Origin of the sequence: Amycolatopsis sp. NPDC058340, from assembly GCF_042723975.1 — a bacterium.
Taxonomy (GTDB): Bacteria; Actinomycetota; Actinomycetes; order Mycobacteriales; family Pseudonocardiaceae; genus Amycolatopsis.
Window position 1 is genome coordinate 85,122 of the sequence record NZ_JBHXIB010000019.1, and the last position, 26,176, is coordinate 111,297.

The following is a 26,176-nucleotide window of genomic DNA, read 5'->3' on the forward strand; positions in this document are numbered from 1 at the left end:
TTCCTTGTTCAATCGAGGACACCGGCGCGGCGCCAGAGGCGGCGGCTCGGGCCGCCGATGAGGCCGATCTCGGTGAAGTGGTCGACGGCTTTGGCCGCCCATGCCGCCTTGGTCCGGCGCCAGTGCGGATTCGTGGTGGCGACCTGGCGGGCCTCGCGGGGATCGAGGCCGACGGAGGTGTATGCCTTGGGGTGCAACAACTCCGACGTCGCGACGTAGGCCATCCCGGCGATCGCCCAGCGGATCAGCTCGCGGCCGACGCGGCCGTGACGGGCCCAGGCCCGGCTCAGTTCGTCCTTGGCGAAGCTGATGTGGCGTGCCTCTTCGACGACGTGGATACGGGAGATCATCCGGATCATCGGCTGCAGGCTGTCGTCGCGCATCATCTCGCGTTGCATGCCGTCGGCGAGTTCTTCGACGTAGATGGCGCCGGCGAACAGCAACGCCGGGCCACAGATCGCGCCGAACACCTTGCCCGCGCGGTGCGCCGTGCGGCTCGGGCGCCGGACGACACCGCCGCTCTTCTCTATCGAGCGGGCGAACATGGTGCTGTGACGGCATTCGTCGGCGATCTCGGTGAGCGCGTACTGCGCGTTGTGGGTCGTCGGGTCGCTGTTGTAGACATGGCGTACGAGGCCCTGCATGAGGATCAGCTCGAACCAGATACCCGACGCCGCCGCGGCCGCGGCCTCCTGGCGGCTCAGTTCGGCGCGCTGCCCCTCGTCGAGTCGCTCCCACAATTCGGTGCCGTACAAGGAACAGCGTTCCGGCGCCTTGCCGTACGCCCCGTCCACCAGCGGTGCCTGCCAGTCGACGTCGACGTCCGGGTCGTAGGAGAGCCGTGCGGAGGAGCGCTGCAGACGCTCGGCGACCCGTTCGCTTTCGGTGTTCGCGGTCATGACGACCTCCTCGGGTCAGTGTGCTCCGGCAGCGGTCCGCCGCCGTCCGGGATGACCTGTCCGGAATCGCGGTAGGCCACCGCCTCGTGGAAACCGTCGCGTTCGGCGAATTCGCGGAACCAGCGGCCTTCCGGGCTGTGCCGGGTGATGCCGTCGAAAAGCGTGGCGAGCGTCTGGGTGCCGGCCAGCCCCATGTTGTCGTAGGCCTGGTTGATCATCAGTTTCTGCATCACCAGCTGGTTCGTCGGCACGCTCGCCATCCGGTCGGCCAGTTCCTCGACGGCGGCTTCGAGCCGTTCGGGTTCCACCGCCTCGAGCGCGAGTCCCCATTCCGCCGCGGTGGCGCCGTCGATGGTGTCGCCGGTGAGCAGCATCCGCTTCGCGCGCTGGGCCCCGGCGCGGTAGACCCACATCGCGGTGGTCGGGCAGCCCCAGACCCGGGCGGGCGGATAGCCGAGGCGCGCGTCGGTCGCCATGATCAGCACGTCGCACGACAGGGCGATGTCGCTGCCGCCGGCGATCGCGTGCCCTTGCACCTGGCAGATGGTGGGTTTCAGCGACCGCCACAGGCTGAAGAAGTCGTCGGTGTTGCGCTTCATCCCCCGGTAGTCCTTGATCGGATCCCAGACCGGGCCCTGGTTCCAGCGGCCTTCGGTATCTCCCTCGGCGAACTGTTTGAGGTCGTATCCGGCGCAGAACGACCGTCCTTCGCCGCGCACCACGATCACCCGGACCGCGTCGTCCTCGTTCGCCAGCTCCACGGCCCGCCGGATCTCGCCGGGCATGACTTCGTTGATCGCGTTGAGCCGCTCGGGGCGGTTGAGGGTCAGGTAGGCCTTCCGGTCTTGGACGCGGTACCTGAGCGTCTCAAACGCCATCGGAACCTCCCAGCGCGCGAAGGGTGAACGTGACCAGGTGCGGGATCGTGTCCGGGCCGCCGTCCCCGGCCAGGGGGCCGACCAGCATTTCCGCGCCCGCGCCGACCAGTGCCGCTGCGGTCGCTTCCGCGTCCTGCGGAGGCAGCAGCCCCCGCTTCACGCCGTCGGCGATGTTCCTGGCGATGACCTCGCGGAACGCACGGCGGAAGACCAGCCGCTCGGCCTCGACCACGGCGTCGACCGGCTCGGCCAGCAACGCGTACGCCAGCCTCGGCGCCTTCAACGCCCGCCCGGCGAAGGTCTCGATCACGGCGACGACGCGCTCGCGGACGTCTCCGTGGGAAGCGGCGGCTTCGACGGCGTCGACCTCCCGCGAGACCACCTCGCGGAAGACCTCGACGACGAGGTCGGCCTTGGACGGGAACTGCCGGTACACGCTGCCGGTGCCCACGCCCGCCCGCGTGGCGACCGCGGCCATGGAGCAGCCCGCGTAGCCGGTCTCGGCCAGCAGCGCGATGGCCGCGGCCAGGATCTCGCCTCGCTGCGAGTCCAGTCTGGCCTGCGTCTTCGGGGTCCGTCGGTACGGCATGGCAAGGAGTGAAGCACGGATTCCGCGCTTCGGCAACGCCCTGGGCCTCGTGAGTGGCAAGGACGGTTCTAACCGTCCTTGCCACTCACGAGGGGGGCACTCAGTTGCGGTTGATGGTGAACGTGCTCGTCTTGTTCCGGATGTCTTCGGCGTTGTCGCTCAGGGTGAGCCCGGTGAACGTCGCCGAGCCGACGGCCGGGCCCTGGCCCGGTTCCGGCAGCTCGTTGACCCAGATCCCGATCCCCGACTTCGCGTCGAACTCGTCACCGCTGCGGTGCGCGCCGGTGATCGACACGTTCGTCAGCACCGTGTCCTCGACCGGGTTCTCCGGACGGGTTCCGGTGTACTTGGTCTGGAACATGATGCCGCTGTACGTCGGGCTCTGGATGTCCACATCGGACACCCGGATACCCCGGAACTCCTTGGAGGCGGAGAACATCCAGATCGCGGGGAACGTCTGCTGCCCCCAGAAATGACCACCGGTGCGGACCAGTGAGACATTCTGGACGGTCGTCGGCTGCGGACCGAATCCGAGGAACGGATAGCCGAAGTCGAGCGAACTGATCGTGATCCCCGAGTACGTCAGCGTGTCCGCGATGTAGAGGTTCCGGAAGGTGTTGCTGTACCCGCCGTACACCGCCAGCCCCGCCGCGCGCCAGGGAAGCAGCACGGTCAGGTTCTCGAACACGTTGTCGTATTGGTTACCCGCGTTGAGGTCCGTGGCGGCGAACAGCGCGAAACTGTCGTCACCGGTCGAGCGGGCCTCGTTGTTGGTGACCCGGTTTCCCGTGCTGCCGTTGGTGAAGTTGAGCCCGTCGGCGAACATGTCGCGGATCCGCGAGTTCTTCACCGTCGTGTTGTCCACATTGGTCGCCCACAGCAGGCACATCTGGTGCTCCACCCAGATGTCGTCGATCGTCATGTTCGTGACGTTCGTGAAGTTGAAGACCTTGCCGGGGCCGTCGATCCGGGACGTGTAGTTCCCGAACACGGCGAACCCGCCGAACGTCGAACCGCTCGCGCTCGCCTGCGCGTCGAACCCGATGTCGGTGTTCTCCTGCCCGGCGGGCGCGGTGAACCTCGTGAACCACGGCCCGGCGCCGAGCACCGTGATCGGTTTGCCGTACACGGTGACCTTGTTCGTCATCGGATACTGCCCCGGCGGCAGGAAGACGCCGGTGAGGTTCGGATCCTGGCGGACCTTGTCCAGCGCGGCCTGCACATCCTGCTGGGTGAACCCGGCCGGGACGGCGTAGCGCGCCGGGTCGGGGTTCGCGGCCGCCGTCGCCAGCTCGAAGTTCACGAAATCGATCGCGTAGTTCAAGCCGTTGCCGGCGTCCTTCTGCAGCTTGATCTTGTGCCCGGCGGGCACTGTCGTGCCGAGCAGCATGCTGGCCTCGTCGTAGATATGGCGAGCGGGCCCGGCTCCGGGAGAGTTCTGCGGAGAGGCTTCGGGGCCGTAAAGCCACGCGTGGCGCGAAGTCAGGTCGATGGCCTTCAGGAAAGTGCCGTCGACGTAGACGTTCAGCGTCGAGTTCTGCCCGCCGCCACCCGCGGCGTCCGGCATCGAGAACCGGGTCACCAGGGTGTTCGTGGCCGCGCGGGTGGTGAATTCGACCGAGGCGCCGGTCGAGTTCAGCGTCACGGCCTTGCGGCCCGACGCCTCGCCCGCGAGGTCGCCGATCTTCCGGTTCGGGCCGATCACGGACGCGCCGCCCGCGACCACGCCGTCTTCGGCCTCGTACATGTCGTAGGGCATGTTCGCGCCTCGGCCGACGAACAACGCTTGCGTGCTCGTGTTGTTGCCCTGTTTGGCGGGCAACTCGTTGGCGTCGTTGGCGACGACGGTCTTGACCGTGTACCGGCCGTTCCCGGCGGTCCAGGTGCCGACGTTCACCGGCGGCGCGGTGGCCCCGGCGGCGATCGCGCCGGAGTACGAGCCGCTGAGCGTCTTGACGACGGCGCCGTTCTGGTCGGTGATCGTCACCGTCACGCCGTGGGCCCCACCGGCCGAAGCGACCGTGCCCTGGTTGCGGACCGTGGCGGAGAAGGTCACGGTGCCGCCCGGCGTCGGGTTGTTCGGCGACCAGGCGGTGGCCGCGACGAGGTCGGAGCTCTGGACCGGGCTGACGACGAGCGCCGTCGCACCGGTGTAGGAGTTGTTGCCCTCGTCCTGCTCGACGACGGCGTTGGCCTCGTCGACCTTCGCGGTGATCTGGTGACTGCCCGCTTCCCGGGTGCCGATATCCGCCGAGACCGTCGCCGACGCTCCCGCGGCGAGTGCGCCGACCGGCGCCGTGCCGACCTTCGCGGTGCCAAGGTAGAGGTTCACGTTCGTCGCGCCCGACGCCGCGGTCCCGGCGTTGCGGACGGTCGCCGACACCGTGATCGCGTCGGTCTCCACCGGGTTCTCCGGCGACCACGAAACACCCGAGACCGTGAGGTCGGGATTCGGGGCGGGGACGCCGAAGACCTGGAATTCCGCGGCCTGCCCGCCCGGGGCACCGGAGTTGGCGGTGATCCGCAGCCGGATGTCGGCGGCGCGGCCACCGACCGGGATCGTCACGATGTTGCCGCTCGACGGGGTGAAGGTGTACGTCTGCGCGGGCACCAGCGTGGTGAATTCGGCCGCGCCCTGGTCACGCCCTTCGACCGCGATCGTCTGCGTCCGCTGGGCCCAGACGGGATCGGGGTTGAGCTTGACCACGACGCGGTCGAGGTCGGCGTTGGATCCGAGCGCCACGGTCAGCAGGTTCGGGTACGCCGCGCCCTCCCAATAGGTGGCCGTGGAGTCGTCGTTGGCGTTGGCCGCGACGTAGGAGTGCTGCACCGAAGACGCCGTGATCGGCTTGCCCAGCGCGAGATTCGTCCCGGCGCGTGTCCCCGTCCTGGTCACCGTTCCGCTGCTCGGCGACCGGTTGCCCGCCGCGTCGCGTGCCCGCACGGAGTACGCGACGGTCGCGCTTTCCGGCTGGTCGTCGGTGTAGGTCAGGACGTCACCGGCGACGCTCCCGCGAAGCTGCCCGTTGGCGTACACGTCGTACCCCGTGACGCCGGTGTTGTCGGTCGAGGCCGACCACGTGAGCCGGATCTTGCCGCTCGACGGCTCGGTGTAGGCGAGGTTCCCCGGCGCGGACGGCGGTTGCGTGTCCCCGCCCGCCGGACCGTGCACCTCGAACTCCGAGAGCTGGGCCGCGGGCCAGCCGGTGTTGGCGGAGATGTTCAGCCGCACGAACCGGGTGTTCCCGGTGACGTCGAGGGTGACGGTGTTGCCCGTCGCCGGGTCGAACCGGTGGACGGCCGACGGGACGAGATCACTGAAGCTCGCACCGTTCCCGCTGCCCTGCACCGCGAACGTCTGGGTGCGGGCTTCCCAGCCGGAGGGCAGTTTGAGCACGAGCCGGGCGATGTTCGTTGCCGCGCCGAGGTCGGCCTGGATCCATTGCGGGAACTGGTTGTTCGTGCTTTCCCAGTAGGTGGCCTGGTTCCCGTCGCCGACGTTCGAAACGGCGTACCCGGGCAGCTGACTGCTGGCGGTGTACGTCGCGTCGGCCGCTTCGGCGGCTGCGGCAGGGGGCGCCAAGCCCGTTGGGGGATCGGCCGCGGCGACCGCGGGTGGGGCCAGAAGAAGGGACAGGGCGGCGTACGTCAGAAGGCGCCTCGTTCTCATGACATTCCTCTGTTCCGGGAGGGGACTGAGCGGAATCTTCCTGACTCTTGTCATGTTCTTGCGCTGAATTGTTCGAGAATTACAGCTCATGGGCCGCCGCAAGTCAACGGCCCGGCCTAAATCGCGTGACCGGCCGGAAACACGCTGCTAACGTCCGGCCCGACCAGGTGCTTTCCCGGAAAGAAGGAGAACGGCGTGCGCCGAGCTGTCGAGTCCCCCTGCCGTATGGACCTTTCGACAGCCCTGGAGCCGTTCATCCATGGAGTACCTGAACCTCGGAATCCTCGCCCATGTCGACGCCGGTAAGACGAGCCTGACGGAGCGCCTGCTCCACCACACCGGCGCCATCGGCACCCTCGGCCGCGTCGACGCCGGGGACACCCGCACCGACACGATGGACCTGGAACGCCGTCGCGGTATCACCATCCGCTCGGCCGTCGTGGCCTTCCGCGTCGGCGGCCTGCGCGTCAACCTGATCGACACCCCCGGCCACCCGGACTTCATCGCCGAGGTCGAACGCGCGCTGCGGGTGCTCGACGGCGTCGTCCTCGTCGTGTCCGCCGTCGAGGGCGTGCAGGCGCAGACCCGGGTGCTCATGCGAGCGCTCAAGCGGCTGCGGATCCCCGTGCTGATCTTCGTCAACAAGATCGACCGCGCGGGCGCCCGCCACGACGGCCTCCTGGCCGACCTCGCCGAACGCCTCGGCGTCGCCTGCGTGCCGATGTCGGAGGTCGACGGTCTCGGCACGGCGGCCGCGAAGGTCCGGCCGCGCCCGGTCGCACCGTCGCCCGGTCTGGCCGAGCAACTGGCCGAGCACAGCGACGCCTTCCTCGCCGCGTATCTCGAAGACCGTGTGACGGCCGAGGACTACCGGGCCGAGGTCGCCCGCCAGACCCGGCTCGGCGACGTCTCGCCGGTCTTCGCCGGCTCCGCGCGCAGCGGCGAAGGGATCGCCGAGCTGACGTCGGGCATCCGCGAATACCTTGCGGATGCGGGGAAACCCGTGCCCGATGACCGGCTGCGCGCCGCGGTGTTCAAGATCGAACGCGGCCGCGGGCACGAGAAGATCGCCTATGTCCGCGTGTTCTCCGGCGAGCTCGGCGCGCGGGACCACGTCCGGTTCCATCGTCCGGGCGGGACGGTCGAGGCGGAGGCGAAGGTGAGCGCGGTACGCGTCTTCGAACTCGGCGACGAGACCGTCGAGGCCCGTGCGCGGGCCGGCCAGATCGCCAAGATCACCGGGCTCAAGGAGATCCGGATCGGCGACTTCCTCGGTGTCCCCGAGGACGACCGTGTGTCCACGCAGTTTCCGCCGCCCGCCTTGGAAACCGAGGTCATCCCGGCCGCCCCCGCCGAGACGGCGCCGGTGTTCACCGCCCTGCAGGAACTGGCGGAACAGGATCCGCTGATCACCGTCCGGCAGGACGACGAGACCCGCCGGATCTCCGTGCGGCTCTACGGCGAAGTGCAGAAGGAGATCATCGCGGAGACGCTCGCCACGCAGTACGGCCTCGACGTCGGCTTCAGCCTCACCCGGCCGGTCCTCGTCGAACGGCCGACCGGCACGGGGCACTCGGTGTGGCTCATCACCGAGAAGCGGAATCCGTACTTCGCGACGCTCGGGCTGCGGGTCGGCCCCGGCGACCCCGGATCCGGCCTGACCTTCGGCCTCGACGTCGAACTCGGGTCCCTCCCGCTCGCCTTCCACAAGGCCATCGAGGAGACCGTCGACGCGACACTGCGGCGGGGCCCGTCGGGCCGGGAGGTGATCGACTGCGTGGTGACCGTCACCCATACCGGTTACTTCAGCCCGGTCAGCGCGGCGGGCGATTTCCGCAAGGTCACCCCGTTCGTGCTGGCGGAAGCGTTGCGCGAGGCGGGGACCGAGGTACTCGAACCGGTCAGCCGGGTCGAGGTGGAACTGCCGGCCGGCTCGGTGCCCGCGACGCTTTCCCGGCTGGTCGAAGGCGGCGGGATCGTCACCGGCTCGGTGGTGCGCGGCGACCGGGCCGAGCTGACGGGCGTGCTCCCGCTGGGCGAGGTCGCCCGGTTCGAGCGGCAACTGCCCGGGCTCACGCACGGCGAAGGCCTGATGGCCACCGAACCGGCGGGCCACCGGCCCGGGGTTAGCCCGAATCGGCCAATACCCGGCCAGCCGGAACGAGTACGTTCTTGATGGTCGGCGAAATCCGCCGTCCGAGGGAAAGGGCCACGATGGATCAGTTTCGCGACACCGCTTCGGCGTTGCGGGAGCTCACGGAGTCGATGCGGCTCGACGAGCCCCGCGACGAGTTGCTGGAACGGGTGGCGAAGAAGGTGGTCGGCCTGCTGCCGGGCGCGGACGCGGCCACGGTGACGCTGTACTCCGACCACGAACCGAGCACCGTCGCCGCCACCGACGAGTCCTTGCTTCCCTTGGACAAAGCGCAGTACAGCGCCGACGAGGGGCCCTGCCTGAAGGCCGCCGAGAGCGGGACGATCGTCCGGACCCTGCTGGACGCCGACGCGGCCGCCCGCTGGCCGGACTTCGCCGCCACCGCCGATCTGCTCGGCGTGCGGACCGCGCTGGCCTGCCCGTTGTTCGTCCCGGACGAGTCCCATTTCCGGCGGCGCGAAACCGAACCGCTGGCCGGCGCGCTCAACGTCTGGAGCTTCCAGGAGAACGCCTTCGACCCGGTGGAGGCGGCCCTGGTCGCGATGTTCACCTCGGCGATCTCGGCGATCATCCTGACCGCGTCCCGCTGGGCCGCCGCCGAACGACAGGCGGAGACCCTGGTCGCCGCGTTGGAGACCAGGGACGCCATCGCCACCGCGAAGGGAATCGTGATGGCACGTCTGGAACTGAACGCCGAGGAAGCCTTCCGCTGGCTCACCGAGGCGTCGCAGCACACGAACCGCAAGATCCGGGAGATCTCGGTGCTGATCGCCGAGGATCCGAGCGCGGTTTTCGGCCGTTAGCCCAGCGAGATCCGGCGGCCCTCGCGCGAGGACTCCAGGCCGGCTTCCGCGAGCCTGATGCCGCGCACCCCGGCCATGAAGTCGTAGGGGTGCGCGGCGTCCTCGACGACGTGGCGGATGAACTGCTCCCACTGTGCGCGGAAACCGTTCCCGAAGTCCTCGTTGTCCGGCACCTCCTGCCACTGCGACCGGTAGGACCGCGTCTCCGCGAGGTCCGGGTTCCACACCGGCTTCGGCGTGGCCTCCCTCGGCTGGATGACGCATTTGTGCAGACCGGCGACCGCGCTGCCCTTGGTGCCGTCGACCTGGAACTCGACCAGTTCGTCGCGGTGGACCCGCACGCACCAGGACGAGTTGAGCTGGGCGATGACGCCGCCTTCGAGCTCGAAGATCGCGTACGCGGAGTCGTCGGCCGTGGCCGCGTACCGGTCGCCCTTCTCGTCGACCCGCTCCGGGATGTGGGTGACGGCCTTCGCGGTCACGGCGTTGACGGCGCCGAAGAGGTTCTCCAGCACGTAGTTCCAGTGGCAGAACATGTCGACGACGATGCCGCCGCCGTCTTCGGCGCGGTAGTTCCAGCTGGGACGCTGCGCGGACTGCCAGTCGCCCTCGAAGACCCAGTAACCGAACTCGCCGCGCACCGACAGGATCTGGCCGAAGAAGCCGCTGTCGATCAGGCGCTTCAGCTTGAGCAGGCCGGGCAGGTACAGCTTGTCGTGGACGACGCCGTTCTTGACCCCGGCCGCCTCGGCGTGCCGCGCCAGCGCGAGCGCGCCTTCGACCGACTCGGCCACCGGCTTCTCGGTGTAGATGTGCTTGCCCGCGTCGATGGCGCGGACGATCGACTTCTCGCGGACCGCGGTCAGCTGCGCGTCGAAGTACAGCGGGAGATCGTCGTCGCCGAGGGCGGCGTCGAGATCGGTGGTCCAGCGGGTCAGCCCGTGCCGGGTGGCGATCTCTTCGAGCTTGTCCGCGTTGCGCCCCACCAGGACCGGCTCCAGCTGCACCCGCGAACCGTCGGCCAGCTCGACCCCGCCGGCCTCCCTGATCGCCAGGACCGAGCGCACCAGGTGCTGCCGATAGCCCATCCGCCCGGTGACGCCGTTCATCACGACGCCGAGTTTCCGCGTGGTCATCCGTTCTCCTTTGAAAGCGCTTTCCTAGCCACATCCTGAAAGCGCTTTCTCACCCTGTCAAGACCGATGGGGGCTGAAGGGGACTTTCCCCACATGAGACGCGGCGAAGGGCGCTTTACCCGCGTCAGACGAGGGGAAAGCTCCCCTCAGCTCACCGGCGGGCGCGGACGGCGTCGAGGTACTCGGTGATGGCGTCCCGGTTGCGGAGCAGGCATTCGGCCCGCCGGGTCATCCGGTCGCGTTCGGCCTCCAGGGTTTCGAGCATCTCCGGGGTAGCGTCCGGGAAGTAGATCTGCCGGGGTTTGTCCAGGCACGGCAGGATCTGCTTGATGATCCTGGTCGGCAACCCGGCGTCGAGCAGGCCGCGCACCTGGATGACCCGGTCGACCGAGGGCTCGGCGTAATCACGGTAGCCGTTGGCCAGCCGCTCCGAGACGATGAGACCCTGCTCCTCGTAGTACCGCAGCAGACGGCGCGACGTCCCCGTCCGCTCCGCCAGCTCCCCGATCCGCATGTGCGCCACCTCACCCCGGCCGACTTGACCTTCACATCTATGTGATGGTTCGAGCATACGGACCATGACTTCGAAACTCCCGCTCGGCGCGCTGCTCGCGCTGACCACGGCGGCGTTCGTCACCGTCCTGACCGAGGCACTGCCCGCGGGCGTGCTGCCCGCGATGAGCGCCGGGCTCGGCGTCGGAGAAGCGGCGACCGGACAACTCGTGACGGTGTACGCGATCGGCACCGCGCTGACCGCGATCCCTCTCTCCGCCGCGACCGCCGGCTGGCGCCGCAAACGCTTGCTCCTGACCGGAGTGGCTGGTTTCGCCGTCGCGAACACGGTCACGGCGCTGTCCACGAATTATCCGCTGACCCTCGGCGCGCGGTTCGTCGCCGGCATCGCGGCGGGCCTGGTGTGGGCGCTGCTGGCCGGTTACGCCCGGCGGCTGGCGCCGGAGCCGGTGCAGGGCAAGGCGATCGCCGTCGTGATGGCCGGTATCCCGCTCGCGCTCTCGCTCGGCATCCCCGTCGGCACATTCCTGGGCGGCGTCTTCGGCTGGCAGATGACGTTCTCGCTCATGTCGGTGCTCGCGCTCGGCCTGCTGGGCTGGATCGCGGTGGGCGTCCCCGATTTCCCCGGGCAGGACAAGGCCGGCAGGCTCCCGGTGCGCAAGACGCTCGCCGTTCCCGGCGTCGCCGCGGTGCTCTTCGTGACGCTGACTTTCGTGCTGGCGCACAACATCCTCTACACCTACATCGCGACCTTCCTCGACCACGTGTCGATGGGCGGCTCGGTCGATGCGATCCTGCTGGTGTTCGGCCTGGCGTCGATGGTCAGCATCTGGCTCGTCGGCGTCCACATCGACCGGCGGCTGCGGGCGTTGACCGTCGCGGGCACCCTTCTCGTGGCGCTCGGGGCGACGATTTTGGCTCTGCTGGGCGAGAATCCGGCACTGGTCTACGTCGCGGTGACCCTGTGGGGGCTCGGCTGGGGCGGCGTGCCGACGCTGCTGCAGACCGCCGCCGCGCGGGCGGGCGACCAGGGCGGCGCGGCGGATATCGCGCAGGCCATGCTGGTCACCCTGTGGAACGCGGCGATGGCGGCCGGCGGGATCGCCGGCGGCCTCCTCCTCGACGGCTTCGGTGCCGAGTCGTTCCCCTGGAGTGTCCTCGTGCTGCTCGTGCCGACGCTGGCCGTGGTGCTGGTGGCGCGACGGCACGGGTTCACAGCGGCAGTTCCGGATGACTCCGGATCGCCTCGAGAACCAGGTCGACCGCGGCGCGAGGCGCGGACCCACGCCTGATCGCCGCGGTGATGGAGCGGTCGACCGGCGTCGCGAGCTCGCGGGTGGCGACGCGGTACCGCTTGTCGACGGCGAGGCCGGGCAGGAGCGCGATCGAAAGCCCGGCCTCGACGTGCTGCAAGGTCATCATGTAGTTGCTGAACCGGGCGATCACGCGCGGCTCGAAACCGGCTTCGCGGCAGAGCCGGGTGGCGAGGTTCGCCATGTACGACTGGGGGATGTCGAACGCCCAGGGCTCGCTCGCGTAGGCGGAGAGGTCGGCGGGACCCCGGCCCGCGGCCGGATGACCGGGCGGGACGACCAGCACGATCGGGTCGGTCGCGAGCGGCACCAAGTCGATGTCGGGCCCCAGCGGCTGCTCGACGAAATCCGTGGTCGTGATGATGACGTCGGCGTCGCCGACCCGGAGCGCGGGCATGCTCACATGCGGTTCGAGTTCGAGCAGTTCGATCTGGAGACGCGGATGCGAACGGGCCAGCCGGTTCACCGCGGGGACGGCGATGGTGTGGATCGCGCTCTGGAAGGCGCCGAGGCGGACGTGCCCCGCGGGCCCTTCGCCGAGACCGCGCAACTCGGCCTCGACGGTGTCCATGTGGTCGAGGATCGCTCGCGCGCGGCGCGCCAGCATGCGCCCGGCCGGGGTCAGCCGGACTCGGCGGCCGGTGCGCTCCAGCAGTTGCGTGCGCGTCTCGGCCTCGAGGACCGCTAGCTGCTGAGACACGCTCGACGCGCTCAGGTTGGCCGCTTTCGCGACCGCGCGGACGGTGCCGAGCGTGTCCAGCCTGCTCAACAGGCTGAGCCTCCAAGGATTGAGCATGGCACCCATTGTTGTACGGATCAGCCGAACAGCACAGCCGGAATCGTGAGCTGGACGTGTCGCTCGGCGGGGTTTTACCGTCGGGACATGGCTGCTCCGATCACCGACCTGTCCACCACCGACCGTTTCTGGGCCGACGCCGACCGGCACCTCGTGCGTTACGCCGGGGCCGGCGACTTCACCCGCGAGATCATCGACCACGCCGCCGGGAGCTACCTGTTCACCGAATCCGGGCGGCGGATCCTCGACTTCACGTCCGGGCAGATGAGCGCGATCCTCGGGCATTCGCATCCGGAGATCGTCGAGACCGTGCGGCGGCAGATCGGCTCGCTGGACCACCTGTTCAGCGGGATGTTGAGCCGCCCGGTCGTCGACCTCGCGCGACGGCTGGCCGAGACCTTGCCTTCGCCGCTGGAAAAGGCGCTGCTGCTCACCACCGGCGCGGAGTCGAACGAGGCCGCGATCCGGATGGCGAAACTGGTGACCGGGAAACACGAGATCGTGTCGTTCGCCCGGTCGTGGCACGGGATGACGCAAGCGGCGGCGAACGCGACCTACAGCGCTGGCCGCAAGGGTTACGGCCCGACCGCGCCCGGCAACTTCGCCATTCCCTCGCCGAATTCGTACCGGCCCGATTTCCTCGGCCCGGACGGGGAACTGGACTGGAAGCGCCAGCTGGACTTCGGGTTCGAGATGATCGACGCCCAGTCCGTCGGCAGCCTCGCGGCGTGCATCGTCGAACCGATCCTCAGCTCCGGCGGGATCATCGAGCCACCGGTGGGCTATTTCGCCGCTCTGCAAGAGAAATGCCGTGAACGCGGGATGCTGCTGATCCTCGACGAGGCGCAGACCGGCTTGTGCCGCACGGGAAACTGGTACGCCTTCGAACGCGACGGCGTCGTCCCCGACATCCTCACGCTGTCCAAGACGCTGGGCGCCGGTCTCCCGCTGGCGGCGGTGATCACCAGCGCCGAGATCGAGCAGGAGGCGCACGACCGCGGCTACCTGTTCTTCACCACGCACGTCGCGGACCCGCTGGTGGCGGCCGTCGGGAACACGGTGCTCGACGTCCTCACCCGCGACCGCCTCGACGAACGCGCCACCGAACTGGGTGCCTTCCTCCGCCGCGGCCTCGACGACATCGCCGCCCGCCATCCCGTCGTCGGCGACATCCGCGGGCGGGGCCTGCTGGTCGGCGTGGAACTCGTCGTGGACCGTGCCACGAAACGGAGTTCCGACGAACTCGGTGCGCTGGTCACCCGGCGCTGCCTCGAACTGGGGCTGCACATGAACATCGTGCAGCTGCCGGGGATGGGCGGGGTCTTCCGGATCGCTCCCCCGTTGACGGCCACCGAAGACGAGCTGGCGGAGGGGCTGGCGGTGCTGGACCAGGCGATCGGGGACGCAAGCGCGCGCTGGTCTTGAGTCCAGTCTCGTGAGTGGCAAGGACGGTTCTAACCGTCCTTGCCACTCACGAGGCCCGGAACTCCCGAAGCAACCGAGCGACCTCGCCCGGCCGCTCCAAGAACGGCGAATGCCCGGCACCTTCCACGACCTCCACCCGCGCCCCGACCGCCGAATAACGCGCGAAAGTCCTGTCACAGTCGTAAAAGCGGTCCCGGCGCCCGAGAATCACCAGGCACGGCAAACCCAAGGCCGCCACTTGCGCATCGAGAGGACGAAACGCGAGCAGTCGCGCGCGTTCCACGAGCACCACCCGGGCCATCGCGGGCGAGGTGACGGCGTGATCGGCCAGGTCCTGCAAGGGATCGCCGAACCAGCCCGTTCGCCGGAACCGCGAAGCGAACCGCATCCACGGGCGATGAGCCACGAACCGCACGAGCGCGCTGACCATCGGCAGCAGAACCGCGCTCCCCGGCGGAAAGGACGCGTAGCTGTAGTCGGGCGCCTGCCCGATCAGCACCAGGGAACCCACCCGTGACGAGATCCCGGCCAGCGCCAACGCGACATCCGCACCGAAGGAGTGCCCGGCGACCAGCACGTCCTCGACGCCCAGCGCATCGAGGACACCGGCCACCATGCGCGCCTGCGACACCGCGTCGAGCCCGGAAGAACCACCGGTGCAGCCGTGCCCCAGCAGATCCACCCGGATCACGTGATGCGCCGCGGACAGGCCGAGGGTGAGCCGGTCGAACCAGTGCACCGACCCGCAATACCCGTGCAGCAACAGAATCGGCGGCCCGTCGCCGTCCTGGCGCATATGGACGGCGACGCCGTTCACGTCGAGGATTTCGCCGATGGGGGAACGAGGCACGTCCTAGCTTAGACCGGCGCGCTCTCCCTGCTGCGGGACAACAGGAAGGCCGCGATCCCGGCGGGCAGGAACATGAGCACGCCATAGACCCCGGCGGGTACGGCCATCGCCTTGTCGCCGAGTACCGAATACGCCACGGCGATCGCGAGGGTGGCGTTGTGGACACCGATCTCCATGGAGGACGCGATCGCCTGCCCGCGGTCCACCCGGAACAGTCTCGGCACGTAGTACCCGATCGCGAGGCTGAGCACGGAAAGCGCCAGCGCCACCGGCCCGAGCGTGCCGATGTTGTCCACCAGCGTCCGGAATTCCTGCGCGATCGCGGCCGCGATCACCAGCACGAGCACCACGGCGGAGCCGATCTTGACCGGTTTGCGCATCCGCTCGGCCCAGGCGGTGAACCGGCTTCGCACCGCCATCCCGAGCACGACCGGGATCAGCACGATCGCGAAGACCTGCACGAACTTCGCGGGCTGGAGCCCGACCGAGCCGCCGCCGTCGAGGAATTCGGCCATCGACAGGCCGACCACCAGCGGCAGGGTGAACACGGCCAGCACGGAGTTGATCGCCGTGAGTGTGACGTTGAGGGCCACGTCGCCGCCGGCGAGGTGGCTGAACAGGTTCGCCGACGTTCCGCCGGGCGAGGCGACGAGCAGCATCATGCCGACCGCGAGCACGCCTTCGAGGCCGAACAGCAGGATGAGGCCGACGCAGATCACGGGCAGCACGATCATCTGGCACACCAGCGCGATGACGGCGGCCTTCGGGTACTTCAGCACCCGCGTGAAGTCGCCGACGGTCAGGGTCAGCCCCAGCCCGAACATGACGAGCGCCAGCGCTACCGGCAGGAGGATGGAAAACATCGCCGAACCCATCGAGGGCCTCCGTCCGATATGCCCTTTTCAGATCGGCAATCGTGTCAAGCGACGTGACCGGGGTCAAGGCACCGACACCCAGCCGTGACCCCGCCCGATCGGCGCCGTAAGAGTTCGGTAACCGCCCGAACCGGGCGATCCGGACGGTCCGCACGGTTGAATGTCCTCATGAAACGCAAGCGGGTGCTCGCCGTGGCGGCGGTCGGCGTGGCGGTGGCGGCCGCCGCGGGCCTCTATTGGTTCCAGCCGTGGAAGCTCTGGGTGAACGAAACGGTCCAGGAGGCCGTGCCCGTCGTCGCCCAGCCCTCGGCTCAACCGACGGCTCAGCCTTCGGGAAGCGCCACGCCCGCCCCGAAAGAGCCCACGGTCGTGGCGACCGGAGCGCTGATCAGCCACGAGCACGCGACCACCGGCGACGTCCGGATCCTGCGGGCGGCCGACGGATCACTGGTCCTGCGCCTCGAGAACCTCGACACGAGCAACGGCCCGGATCTGCGGGTCTGGCTCACCGACGCGCCGGTGATCCCCGGCAAGGCCGGGTGGTCCGTGTTCGACGACGGCGCGTACGTGAGCGTCGGGAAACTCAAGGGCAACAAGGGAAACCAGAACTATCAGCTGCCCGCGGGCACCGATCTGGCGCGCTATTCGAGCGTGACGATCTGGTGCGACCGGTTCAACGTGTCCTTCGGCGCGGCGGAGCTGGCCAAGGTTTAGGCGAGGCGGTCCACGGCGTATTCCATCTCCGCGCGGACGGCACGCAGATCGATTCCGCCGGGGTCGATGATCGAAGCCACGGCGACCCCTCGCAGCTGCCCCACCAGTGCCGCCGCGTAGGCGTCCGGGTCGCGGACGCCGGTGATGGAACCGTCCGCGAGTCCGGCGGCGACGGTCTGCGCGATGGCGAACCGGTACCGGCGATCGGCCTCGGTCATCGCCGACCGCACCGCCGGATCACCGACGGTCGCGTCGGTCCAGAGCACCACGAAGGCCCGGTTCAGCGGCGGCATGTCGGTGAGCAGTTCGAAGAAGATGTCCAGCAGGGCGCGCAGCATGTCCATCGGGCTGGGGGTCAAACCGCCGGTCCGCGTGGCGACGGCGGCGCTGAAGACGTCGGCGAACTTCTCCGCGGCGAACTCGACGAGCCGCTGCACCAGCGTCTCCTTCGAGCCGAACAACTGGTAGACGACTCCGCTGGGGTAGCCGGTCCTGGCGCAGATCATGCCGATCTTGAGCCGGGCGAACCCTGCCTCGCCGATCAGGCGGGCGGCGGTTTCGAGAATCCGTGTCCGTGCGATCTCCTGGTCACGCTGGACCTGGTGCTCCTCCGCAGACGAGTCCACGCCGTGATCCTCCCATGACTTCCGGTTCGTCACCCGTCGACGCGGCGTTACGATCCGGACATGAGGATCGCCTTCGCCGCCGACGACCGGAACGCCACCACGGACGCCGTCCAGGCCTATCTCGCCGAGGCGGGCCACGAGGTGCTCCGGCCCGCGGTGTCGGACGTCTGGCCGGAACTCGGCGCGGCGGTGGGCAGGGCGGTCGCGGACGGCGAGGCCGATTTCGGCGTGGTGATGTGCTGGACCGGGACGGGCACGGCCATCGCGGCAAACAAGGTGCCAGGGGTCCGCGCGGCGCTGGCCTGGGACACCTGGATCGCCGCGGGCGCGCGCAAGTGGAACGACGCGAACGTGCTGGCACTGAGCCTCAAGCGGCTCGCTCCCGACGTCGCAGTCGAAATCACCGACGTGTTCCTTTCCGGTGTCGCGCCCGACCCCGATGAATCGGCCAATATCGCCCGCCTCGGCGAAATGGACGAATTCCGCCGCTGAACCGCACCGAACCAGTGAACGGTTAACGCTGTCGAACGTATTAGGCCGTTCGCAGGAAAATCACCACGCTACGTAGTGATGCTTCCCATATTGGTCCAGACCACGTACCGTCTCCCGCAACAAAGCGTTCCGCATGGAGGTGGTCGATGAAGACTCATCCCCGCCTGCCCGGTTTCGGCCGAGGCAACGCGATGTCGCCGATTTCCCTTTGACGAAATCATCTCCAAGATCATTTCCCGGCACCGGGTTGTAAGGAGTGAAATGTCGAGAAAAAGATGGCATCTGGTCGGCCTGTTCACGGCCGTCGCGGCGCTCGCGGTCGGTCTGGTGACCGTCCCGGCGAACGCGGCGGGAGGAGTCGGAGCCACCCTGACCAAGGGTTCGGACTGGGGATCCGGCTGGGAAGGCAAGTACACGATCACCAACAACTCCGGATCGAGTCTCCCCTCCTGGACGGTGGAGTTCGACCTCGCGGCGGGACACTCGATCGCTTCGCTGTGGGACGGCAGCTACACCGTCTCCGGCCAGCACGTGACCGTCAAGAACACCTGGAACGGCAACCTTTCCAACGGTGGCTCCACCAGCTTCGGCTTCAACGTCAAGTACTCCGGCACCTACACCGCGCCCGCCAACTGCAAGATCAACGGCGGCTCCTGTGATCCCGGCGGCGGTAACCCGACCACGACGCCGACCACGCCGACCACCACGACGTCCAATCCCCCGACGTCGACCAGCACGAGCAACCCGCCGACCACGACGACTTCGAACCCGAACCCGGGCGCGAAGAAGAACCTCGGCTACTTCGTGCAGTGGGGCGTCTACGGCCGCAACTACCACGTGAAGAACATCCACACTTCCGGTTCCGCGGCGAAGTTGACGCATATCAACTACGCCTTCGGCAACGTCACCAACGGTTCCTGCACCGCGAACGACGACACCTACGCCGACTACGACAAGTTCTACGACGCCGCGTCCAGTGTGGACGGTGTCGCGGACACGTGGGACGCGGGCGCGCTGCGCGGCAACTTCAACCAGCTGCGCAAGCTGAAGAAGATGTACCCGGGCCTGAAGGTGCTGTGGTCGTTCGGCGGCTGGACCTGGTCCGGCGGCTTCGGCCAGGCGTCGAAGAACCCGGCCGCGTTCGCGGAATCCTGCTACAAGCTGATCAAGGACCCGCGCTGGGCCGACGTCTTCGACGGCATCGACATCGACTGGGAGTACCCGAACGCCTGCGGTCTCACCTGTGACACCAGCGGCCCCGCCGCGATCAAGAACGTGGCACAGGCGCTGCGCACGAAGTTCGGCTCCTCGTTCCTGGTCACCGCCGCGATCACCGCGGACGCCAGCAGCGGCGGCAAGATCGACGCCGCCGACTACGGCCCCGCGTCGGCGTACTTCGACTGGTACAACGTCATGACGTACGACTTCTTCGGCGCCTGGGCGGCGCAGGGCCCGACGGCCCCGCACTCGCCGCTGACGTCCTACCCCGGCATCCCGCAGCAGGGCTTCAACTCCGACGAGGCCATCCAGAAGCTCAAGGCCAAGGGTGTCCCGGCGAGCAAACTGTTGCTGGGTATCGGTTTCTACGGACGAGGCTGGACCGGCGTCACGCAGGACGCCCCGGGCGGCACCGCGACCGGCGCGGCACCGGGCACGTACGAAGCGGGCATCGAGGACTACAAGATCCTCAAGAACAGCTGCCCGTCGACCGGCACCGTCGCGGGCACCGCGTACGCGAAGTGCGGCAACAACTGGTGGAGCTACGACACTCCCGCGACCATCAACGGGAAGATGGGCTGGACCAAGAACCAGGGTCTCGGCGGCGCGTTCTTCTGGGAGCTCAGTGGCGACACCTCGAACGGCGAACTGGTCACGGCCATGCGCAACGGCCTGAACTGAGAGGTTGACTGTGGCAAAGCGGACTTGGATCCAGGCCATCGGCCTGTCCGCCGCTGCCGCGACGGCCGGCGCGGTCCTCGTGATCGCGCCGGCCTCCGCGGCCGGCGGCGTCGGCGCCGCCTTCAGCAAGGGCTCCGATTGGGGCTCGGGCTGGGAAGGCAAGTACACGATCAGCAACAACTCGGGATCGAGCCTTCCCGCCTGGACGGTCGAATTCGACCTCCCCGCCGGGCACTCGATCGCTTCGCTGTGGGACGGCAGCTACTCCGTCTCCGGGCAGCACGTGACGGTGAAGAACACCTGGAACGGCAACCTTTCCAACGGCGGCAGCACCAGTTTCGGGTTCAACGTCAAGTATTCCGGGGGCTACGCCGCCCCGGCGAACTGCAAGATCAACGGCGGTTCGTGCGATCCGGGCGGCGGCGGTCCGACCACGACGCCGACCACGCCCACCACCTCTCCGACGACGTCCACGAGCAACCCGCCGCTGCCCGGCGGCCGTGGCGCGCCGTATCTGTACATGGGCTGGGGCAGCCCGCCGAACCCGCAGACGGTCATGAACGCGACCGGGATCAAATGGTTCACGATGGCGTTCATCCTGTCGTCCGGTGGCTGCAATCCGGCTTGGGACGGCAGCCGTCCGCTGCAGGGCGGCGTCGACGCGAACGCGATCGCGCAGATCAAGGCCGCGGGCGGGCAGATCGTGCCGTCCTTCGGCGGGTGGAGCGGCAACAAGCTCGGCCCGAACTGCTCGACGCCGGAAGCGCTCGCCGTCGCCTACCAGAAGGTGATCGACGCCTACGGTCTCAAGGCGATCGACATCGACATCGAGAACACCGACGAGTTCGAGAACGCGGTCGTGCAGGACCGTGTGCTGAACGCGCTGAAGATCGTGAAGGCGAACAACCCCGGTATCCAGACCATCCTCACCTTCGGCACGACGACCACCGGCCCGAACTTCTGGGGCCAGCGGCTCATCGACCAGTCGAAGGCGCTGAACGCCGGAATCGACGTCTACACGATCATGCCGTTCGACTTCGGCGGTGGCGCGGACATGTACGGCAACACGATCAACGCCGCGAACGGCCTGCGGGACAAGCTGAAGTCGGCCTTCGGGTGGGACGACGCCACGGCGTACGCCCACCTGGGCATCAGCGGGATGAACGGACTTTCGGACCAGCGGGAACTGACGAGTCTCGACACCTGGACCCGGATCACGAACTGGTCGAAGACCAACAAGATCGCCAGGCTGGCGTTCTGGTCGACCAACCGCGACCGGGGCTGCCCGAACGGCGGGGTCGCCGAGAACTGCAGTGGTATCGCACAGAACGACTGGGACTTCACGCGGATCACCGCGGGCTTCTGACGTCCCTTGGCCGGGGCTGAAGGGGCCCTTCACCTCGTCGGATGCGGGGAAAGTCCCCTTCGCACCCGGCTTCCCCGAACCGCGGGCCCGCATCGATGCTGCACGGTGCGGGCCCGCTCCCTTGCCCGCGTTCAGTCCTCTGAATGCGGTCCTTGCGTGCGCATCTATCGCGTTCAGAGGACTAAACGCGTAGGTGAGGCCCTTCGCCACACCTTCCGGGCCTCGTGACCGATGCCCCGCGAGCTCTGGGTACGTGAAGGCCTCCTTGAGGGACTCTGGGTCCCTCAAGGAGGCCTTCACGGAAAGTCCTAACGCAGGCAACCCCGCAGCCTTCCGCGTTCAGTCCTCTGAATGCGGATCAGGGCAGAGCGTTCAAGAACGGCTCGTGGGCGTTCTGGAACTCCCACCCGTAGTACCGGTCCCAGTTGATCGACCACGTCATCAGCCCCCGCAGCGCCGGCGAAGCACCGCCGCGCAACGAGTACGATCCGCAGCCGGAGTTCTTCACCAGGCAGTTCAGCGCCGAATGCACCGCCGACGGCGCGGTGTGCCCGTTGCCCGCGCTCACCGCGGCGGGCAGGCCGAACGCGATCTGGTCCTCACGCAGCCCCGGGAACCGGAATCCCGTCGAGGACACCGTGAAACCCGCCTTGATCATGTCGGTCATCGCGATGTGGAAGTCCGCGCCGCCCATGAAGTGGTACTGGTTGTCCAGGCCCATCACCGGTCCGGAGTTGTAGTCCTGGACGTGCAGCACGGTCAGCGCGTCCCGCATCGCGTGGATCACCGGCAGGTACGAACCCGTCCGGTTGTCGGCGCCGCCGAGGCCGCCGTAGTACTGGTATCCGGTCTGCACGAAGAACGTCTCCGGCGCCATCGTCAGCACGAATCCCGCGCCATAGCGGGCTTTCAGCGTCTTCAGCGCCGAGATCAGATTGACGATCACCGGCGTGGTCGGGTTGCGGAAGTCGTTGTCGCCGGCGTTGAGGTACAGCGAGTGTCCTTCGAAGTCGATGTCGAGCCCGTTCAGCCCGTACCGGTCGATGATCGCGGACACCGAGCTGACGAAGGCGTCGCGCGCCGCGGCCGTGGTCAGCTGGACCTGGCCGTTCTGGCCGCCGATGGAGATCAGGACCTTCTTGCCCTGCGCCTGCTTCGCGCGGATCGCTGCGATGAAATCCGCGTCGCTTTCCACGGTCGGGCATTCCGCGACCGGGCACCGCGTGAAGCGGATGTCGCCGGAGGTCACCGAAGTCGGTTCACCGAAGGCCAGGTTGATGATGTCCCAAGCCGCCGGGACGTCGGCCATCCGCGTGTAGCCGGAGCCGTTGGCGAAACTCGCGTGCAGATAGCCGATCAGCGCGTGTTTCGGCAAGCCGGTGTCGACGCAGCCGGAGGTCGTGGCGCCCGCCTCGGTGGTCTTCGGCGATTCGCCGGCGCTGTTGTACGCGGCCACCGAGTAGTTGTGCGACGAACAGGCCGCCAGCCCCGAGATCGTCGCCGAAGTCCCGGTCACCGTCGCGACCACGGTCCCGCCCTCGTACACGCGATACCCGGTCACCGTCCCCGCCGAAGCGCCCCACGAGAGCGCGATCGACGAGTTCGTCACCGTGCCCACGGCCGGGTTTCCCGGGGCCGGAGGCGTGCCGGGGGTACCACCGCCGGGTCCGTCGAGGCTGATGTCGTCCGCGTAGTAGGTGCCCGACCCGTACCAGCCGTGGACGTACACCTCGGCCGTCGTCTGGGTGGCCGACGTCGTGAACGAGAGCGAAAGCCGGGTGTAGGAGGTCGCCGCGGTCCAGGTCGACGGCCCGCCCGTCACGCCGAGGTACACCGGGTTCCCGTTCACCCAGGCCGAAACCGCGTAGGTGGTGTTCGGCCGGACGGATACCGTCTGTGCGCATTTGCCGATCGTCGAGCCGGGCGTGACCGAAACGGCGTAACCGCCCGAACGGACCGGTGTGCTCACGGCCGAGCCCGCCGCACAGGACCAGCCGGAGGTCGAACCCGCCTCGAAACCGGGATTGAGGAGCAGGTTGGCCGCGTTCGCGGTGCCGCCGCCGGTGATCAGGCCGGTGCAGGTGAGCACCAAAACGGCCAGAAATGCCAAGGATCTGGAACGCCTCATCGCGATTCCTCCGTGAAAGGGCGGCCTGCCGCCGCGCTGGGCTAATTGTCTAGACCAATCTCCCGAAAGTCCATACCCCGGTCCCGCCAGAGTCCAAAGACCCGACTACTCCGGGCTCCTATACCGGTGTGACGCGCGGGCGCGCTCCGTAACGTCGGAACGGCCAAACAGGGCTGGGGGCTTTCGGGAGGTGGGGATGTTGGGAACGAGAACGGCAGATCCGGCGTGATGACCGTGTCCGAAGCCGTGCGCCCGACCTATCAGCCCCGCCCGGGGGAGCCGGACGGCGAACTGATCCGCGCGGCGATCAGCGGTGACCGGCGGGCCGTCGGGAGCCTGCTGGCCCTCCTCCGCCCGATCGTGTTCCGGTACTGCGCGGGCAGGCTGGGCGGGTCGATACGCGGCGTCTCCAGCGCCGAGGACTGCGCACAGGAAGTCCTGATGGCCGTCCTCGTCGCCTTGCCGCGCTACAGCTACCAGGACAACAGCTTCCTGCCATACGTTTTCGGGATCGCCTCGCACAAGGTCGCCGACGTCCGCCGCAACCTCGCCCGCGACCCGTCCGCACCGGTACCCGATCCGGAGCCCGACCAGGACGGGCCGTGGAACCCGACGTTCGAAGAGGTCGAGAGGGCCGATCGCCGCCGCCGGCTGTCCCGGCTGTTCGAGGTCCTTTCGGCGAAACAGCGCGATGTGCTGGTGCTGCGTGTGATCCACGGGTACAGCGCCGAGGAGACCGCGGGCGCGCTGGGGATGGCGAGCGCGGGCGCGGTCCGCGTCACGCAGCACCGGGCCCTCAACGAACTGCGCCGCGTGCTGCGCGAGGATCCCGATTTCGCCGGCGGGTTCACCTTCTTCTAGGAGGTGGGCTTACGGCGCTGGGTGGCGTACACGGCGGCGGCGGTGCGGCGTTCGAAACCGAGCTTGTGCAGCAGGGACGACACGTAGTTCTTGACCGTTTTCTCCGCCAGGTACAGCTTTTCCGCGATCTGGCGGTTGGTCAGCCCGTCGGCGATGTGGTCGAGCACCCGCCGCTCCTGCGGGCTCAGCTGTTCGTACCGCGGGTCCGGGAGGTCGGTCTCGCCGCGCAGCCGGTTCATCACCGACGCCGTCAGCGTGCTGTCCAGGAGCGATCCGCCCGCGGCGACCGTGCGGACGGCCTTCACGAGCGCACCGCCGGAGACCTGCTTGAGCATGTATCCGGCCGCGCCCGCCATGATCGCGCCGAACAACGCGTCGTCGTCCGAATAGGAAGTCAGCATCAGACAGGCGGGCGGAGGGTCGACGGACGCCCGGATCTCCCGGCAGACGCTCACCCCCTCGCCGTCCGGCAGCCGGACGTCGAGCACCGCGACCTGCGGTTTGACCGCGGGGATCCGCACATACGCCTCGGCGGCCGTGGCGGCTTCGCCGACCACGGTGAAATCGTCCTCGGCCTCGAAGACGGTCTTGAGCCCGGTGCGGACGAGTTCGTGATCGTCCACGAGGAACACCGAAATCGTCATCCCACACTCCCCTGTCGGGCCGGCAGCTCCACCGACCAGTCGAGCCTCGTCCCGCCTTCGGGGCGCGCTTCGACGCGGAACGTCCCGTTCCAGCGGGCCGCGCGTTCGGCGAGGTTCGCCACCCCGCTGCGATGGCCGGGTTCGGCAGGCATGCCGATGCCGTCGTCCACCACCGAGAGTTTCAGCCATCGCCCGTCGCGATCGACCGCGACGTCGACCGAGACCCGCGTCGCCGCGGCATGTCTGACCACATTGGACAGTGCTTCGCGGAGCGTCGCGATGAGGTCCGAGCGGACCGTGTCCGGCACCGTCGAATCGAGCGGCCCGTCGAACCCGACCCGGGGTTCGGACGCGCAGCCCGCGTCCAGCGCGACCCGCAGCAGCTCCGACCGGAGACTGCCCTGCGCCTCCGCCGGTTCCTGCAGGGAGAAGATGCTGTTGCGGATCTCGCGGATGGTGCGGTCGATCTCGTGCGCGAAACCGGTCACCCGGTCGGCGACGGCGGGTTCGCTCGCGAGCCTGCTGAGCCCCTCCAGCCCGAGCCCGATCGCGAACAGCCGCTGGATGACCAGGTCGTGCAGGTCGCGGGCGATCCGGTCGCGGTCTTCGAAGACGGCGAGCCGCTGCCGGTCCTGTTGCGCGCGGGCGAACTCGACCGCGAGCGCGGCGTGCGCGGCGAAGGTCTCGGCGAGCTGGACGTCGTAGGCGGAGAACGGGGTCCGGTCGCGGAACTTCGCCACCAGCAGGACACCGAGCTTCTCCTCGCCGACGATCAGCGGGACGGCGACCGTGGAGTCGAGGTCCTTGATCGCCGCGGGCATCACGGCGCCGCGACCGCCCTGGAATTCGACCACCTTCTCGCCGTAATCCCGGATCACGACGGGTTTTCCGGTGGTGAACGCCATCCCGGTCGCGGTGCCCTCGGTCGGCACGGTGATCCCGGCGAGCCGGTCCGAGTCCGGGCCCGGCGGCTCCACGATCTCGAAGACCAGTTGCCCGTCACCGCGCGGCCGGGCCACCGCGCCCGCGGTGCCACCGGCGACGACGCGGGCGCGTTCGGCGATCAGGCGGAGGGTCGCGGTCAGATCCTGGTCGGTCAGGAGCGCCCCGGTGACGTGGTACGAGGCTTCGAGCCAGCGCTCGCGCCGCTGCACCTGGTCGAACAGCGCGGCGTTCTCGATCACCACACCCGCCGCCGCGGTGAGCGCGACGAGCAGGTCGTCCTCGGATTCGGTGAACTCCTCACCGCCCGGTTTGGGGGCGAGGTACAGCATCCCGAAGATACGGCCGCGCATCCGGATGGGCACCACACGGGCGTCGTCGCCCGACGGCGGCCGCTCCCAGGCGTCGCCGAAGCGGATGAACTCGTCCGAATCGAGCACACTGAGCGCGCCGAAGGGCGCACCGGTGAGCTCGCAGGCGGATTCGACCATCCGCCGCAGGACGTCGGAAAGGCTGAGATCGTGGGCGATCCCCGCCACCGCGTCCAGAATCCTGGGCGCCTTGGCGTCACTCGCCGCACTCACCCGCCGCACCGCCGTCAC

General features: G+C 68.6%; 22 protein-coding genes. 9 read left to right on the forward strand and 13 right to left on the reverse strand.

From position 1 onward, the window contains the following. Positions 1 to 8 precede the first annotated feature (8 nt). From ACFWIW_RS22025 to ACFWIW_RS22040, 4 genes are all read right to left on the reverse strand, one after another. Positions 9 to 899 carry a diiron oxygenase gene (locus tag ACFWIW_RS22025; protein WP_378370136.1) on the reverse strand — a complete coding sequence of 297 codons (891 nt, stop codon included), beginning with the start codon at positions 897 to 899 and terminating at the stop codon, positions 9 to 11. Then, positions 896 to 1,777 carry a crotonase/enoyl-CoA hydratase family protein gene (locus ACFWIW_RS22030; protein ID WP_378370137.1) on the reverse strand — a complete coding sequence of 294 codons (882 nt, stop codon included), beginning with the start codon at positions 1,775 to 1,777 and terminating at the stop codon, positions 896 to 898. The genes ACFWIW_RS22025 and ACFWIW_RS22030 overlap by 4 nt, the downstream gene beginning before the upstream one ends. Then, positions 1,767 to 2,366, reverse strand: a complete 600-nt coding sequence (locus ACFWIW_RS22035) for a TetR/AcrR family transcriptional regulator (RefSeq protein ID WP_378370138.1) — start codon at positions 2,364 to 2,366, stop codon at positions 1,767 to 1,769. The genes ACFWIW_RS22030 and ACFWIW_RS22035 overlap by 11 nt, the downstream gene beginning before the upstream one ends. Before the next feature lie 100 nt (positions 2,367 to 2,466). Further along, the gene (locus tag ACFWIW_RS22040; protein WP_378370139.1) at positions 2,467 to 6,036 is read right to left on the reverse strand and encodes a CARDB domain-containing protein; all 3,570 of its coding nucleotides are present in this window, start codon (positions 6,034 to 6,036) and stop codon (positions 2,467 to 2,469) included. A 259-nt stretch (positions 6,037 to 6,295) separates the two neighbouring features. Here ACFWIW_RS22040 and ACFWIW_RS22045 point away from each other — a divergent pair, with 259 nt between their 5' ends. Both ACFWIW_RS22045 and ACFWIW_RS22050 read left to right on the forward strand, forming a co-directional pair. Next, a complete protein-coding gene (locus ACFWIW_RS22045) occupies positions 6,296 to 8,212 on the forward strand; it encodes a GTP-binding protein (protein ID WP_378370140.1) in 1,917 nt (638 codons plus the stop codon). A gap of 38 nt (positions 8,213 to 8,250) precedes the next feature. After that, positions 8,251 to 8,994 carry a GAF and ANTAR domain-containing protein gene (locus ACFWIW_RS22050; protein ID WP_378370141.1) on the forward strand — a complete coding sequence of 248 codons (744 nt, stop codon included), beginning with the start codon at positions 8,251 to 8,253 and terminating at the stop codon, positions 8,992 to 8,994. Here the strand turns inward: ACFWIW_RS22050 and ACFWIW_RS22055 are convergent. Together ACFWIW_RS22055 and ACFWIW_RS22060 are read right to left on the reverse strand one after the other, a co-directional pair. After that, positions 8,991 to 10,130 (reverse strand): Gfo/Idh/MocA family protein, encoded by a 1,140-nt coding sequence (locus ACFWIW_RS22055; protein WP_378370142.1) that lies wholly within the window; start codon positions 10,128 to 10,130, stop codon positions 8,991 to 8,993. The two genes, ACFWIW_RS22050 and ACFWIW_RS22055, sit on opposite strands and share 4 nt — an antisense overlap. Positions 10,131 to 10,281: 151 nt before the next feature. After that, positions 10,282 to 10,644, reverse strand: coding sequence for a MerR family transcriptional regulator (locus ACFWIW_RS22060; RefSeq protein WP_378370143.1), 363 nt, complete (start codon positions 10,642 to 10,644; stop codon positions 10,282 to 10,284). 64 nt (positions 10,645 to 10,708) lie between these two features. Between ACFWIW_RS22060 and ACFWIW_RS22065 the strand changes: the two genes are divergently transcribed. Further along, positions 10,709 to 11,935: an MFS transporter gene (locus ACFWIW_RS22065; RefSeq protein ID WP_378370144.1), complete on the forward strand. Its 1,227-nt coding sequence runs from the start codon at positions 10,709 to 10,711 to the stop codon at positions 11,933 to 11,935. On the opposite strand, the gene ACFWIW_RS22070 is transcribed toward ACFWIW_RS22065, so the two are convergent. After that, positions 11,856 to 12,752 carry a LysR family transcriptional regulator gene (locus ACFWIW_RS22070; protein WP_378370145.1) on the reverse strand — a complete coding sequence of 299 codons (897 nt, stop codon included), beginning with the start codon at positions 12,750 to 12,752 and terminating at the stop codon, positions 11,856 to 11,858. The genes ACFWIW_RS22065 and ACFWIW_RS22070 overlap by 80 nt on opposite strands. 87 nt (positions 12,753 to 12,839) lie before the next feature. On the opposite strand from ACFWIW_RS22070, the gene ACFWIW_RS22075 reads away from it, so the two are divergent. Next, positions 12,840 to 14,177 carry an aspartate aminotransferase family protein gene (locus ACFWIW_RS22075; protein ID WP_378370146.1) on the forward strand — a complete coding sequence of 446 codons (1,338 nt, stop codon included), beginning with the start codon at positions 12,840 to 12,842 and terminating at the stop codon, positions 14,175 to 14,177. A 46-nt stretch (positions 14,178 to 14,223) separates the two neighbouring features. Here the strand turns inward: ACFWIW_RS22075 and ACFWIW_RS22080 are convergent, their stop codons facing one another. Together ACFWIW_RS22080 and ACFWIW_RS22085 are read right to left on the reverse strand one after the other, a co-directional pair. Next, a complete protein-coding gene (locus ACFWIW_RS22080) occupies positions 14,224 to 15,027 on the reverse strand; it encodes an alpha/beta fold hydrolase (protein ID WP_378370147.1) in 804 nt (267 codons plus the stop codon). An 8-nt stretch (positions 15,028 to 15,035) separates the two neighbouring features. Then, on the reverse strand, positions 15,036 to 15,902 hold the full coding sequence (locus ACFWIW_RS22085; protein WP_378370148.1) for a bile acid:sodium symporter family protein: 867 nt from the start codon (positions 15,900 to 15,902) through the stop codon (positions 15,036 to 15,038). 168 nt (positions 15,903 to 16,070) lie between these two features. Between ACFWIW_RS22085 and ACFWIW_RS22090 the strand changes: the two genes are divergently transcribed. Further along, positions 16,071 to 16,616 (forward strand): DM13 domain-containing protein, encoded by a 546-nt coding sequence (locus ACFWIW_RS22090; RefSeq protein WP_378370149.1) that lies wholly within the window; start codon positions 16,071 to 16,073, stop codon positions 16,614 to 16,616. Here the strand turns inward: ACFWIW_RS22090 and ACFWIW_RS22095 are convergent. After that, entirely contained in the window at positions 16,613 to 17,242 is a 630-nt protein-coding gene (locus ACFWIW_RS22095; RefSeq protein ID WP_378370150.1) for a TetR/AcrR family transcriptional regulator, read from the reverse strand. The genes ACFWIW_RS22090 and ACFWIW_RS22095 overlap by 4 nt on opposite strands. 60 nt (positions 17,243 to 17,302) lie before the next feature. Here ACFWIW_RS22095 and ACFWIW_RS22100 point away from each other — a divergent pair, with 60 nt between their 5' ends. The 3 genes from ACFWIW_RS22100 to ACFWIW_RS22110 all read left to right on the forward strand — a co-directional run bounded on the left by ACFWIW_RS22100 (position 17,303) and on the right by ACFWIW_RS22110 (position 20,999). Continuing rightward, a complete protein-coding gene (locus ACFWIW_RS22100) occupies positions 17,303 to 17,734 on the forward strand; it encodes an RpiB/LacA/LacB family sugar-phosphate isomerase (protein ID WP_016336715.1) in 432 nt (143 codons plus the stop codon). Between the two features lie 261 nt (positions 17,735 to 17,995). After that, a complete protein-coding gene (locus ACFWIW_RS22105) occupies positions 17,996 to 19,633 on the forward strand; it encodes a glycosyl hydrolase family 18 protein (RefSeq protein WP_378370151.1) in 1,638 nt (545 codons plus the stop codon). A gap of 37 nt (positions 19,634 to 19,670) precedes the next feature. Continuing rightward, the gene (locus ACFWIW_RS22110; RefSeq protein ID WP_378370188.1) at positions 19,671 to 20,999 is read left to right on the forward strand and encodes a cellulose binding domain-containing protein; all 1,329 of its coding nucleotides are present in this window, start codon (positions 19,671 to 19,673) and stop codon (positions 20,997 to 20,999) included. A 358-nt stretch (positions 21,000 to 21,357) separates the two neighbouring features. Here ACFWIW_RS22110 and ACFWIW_RS22115 read toward each other — a convergent pair whose 3' ends face one another. Next, the gene (locus tag ACFWIW_RS22115) at positions 21,358 to 23,127 is read right to left on the reverse strand and encodes a chitinase (RefSeq protein WP_378370152.1); all 1,770 of its coding nucleotides are present in this window, start codon (positions 23,125 to 23,127) and stop codon (positions 21,358 to 21,360) included. A gap of 228 nt (positions 23,128 to 23,355) precedes the next feature. On the opposite strand from ACFWIW_RS22115, the gene ACFWIW_RS22120 reads away from it, so the two are divergent. Beyond that, positions 23,356 to 23,988, forward strand: coding sequence for a sigma-70 family RNA polymerase sigma factor (locus ACFWIW_RS22120; protein WP_378370153.1), 633 nt, complete (start codon positions 23,356 to 23,358; stop codon positions 23,986 to 23,988). Here ACFWIW_RS22120 and ACFWIW_RS22125 read toward each other — a convergent pair. Both ACFWIW_RS22125 and ACFWIW_RS22130 read right to left on the reverse strand, forming a co-directional pair. Next, entirely contained in the window at positions 23,985 to 24,632 is a 648-nt protein-coding gene (locus ACFWIW_RS22125) for a response regulator (RefSeq protein ID WP_378370154.1), read from the reverse strand. The genes ACFWIW_RS22120 and ACFWIW_RS22125 overlap by 4 nt on opposite strands. After that, positions 24,629 to 26,176, reverse strand: a complete 1,548-nt coding sequence (locus tag ACFWIW_RS22130) for a GAF domain-containing protein (protein WP_378370155.1) — start codon at positions 26,174 to 26,176, stop codon at positions 24,629 to 24,631. The genes ACFWIW_RS22125 and ACFWIW_RS22130 overlap by 4 nt, the downstream gene beginning before the upstream one ends.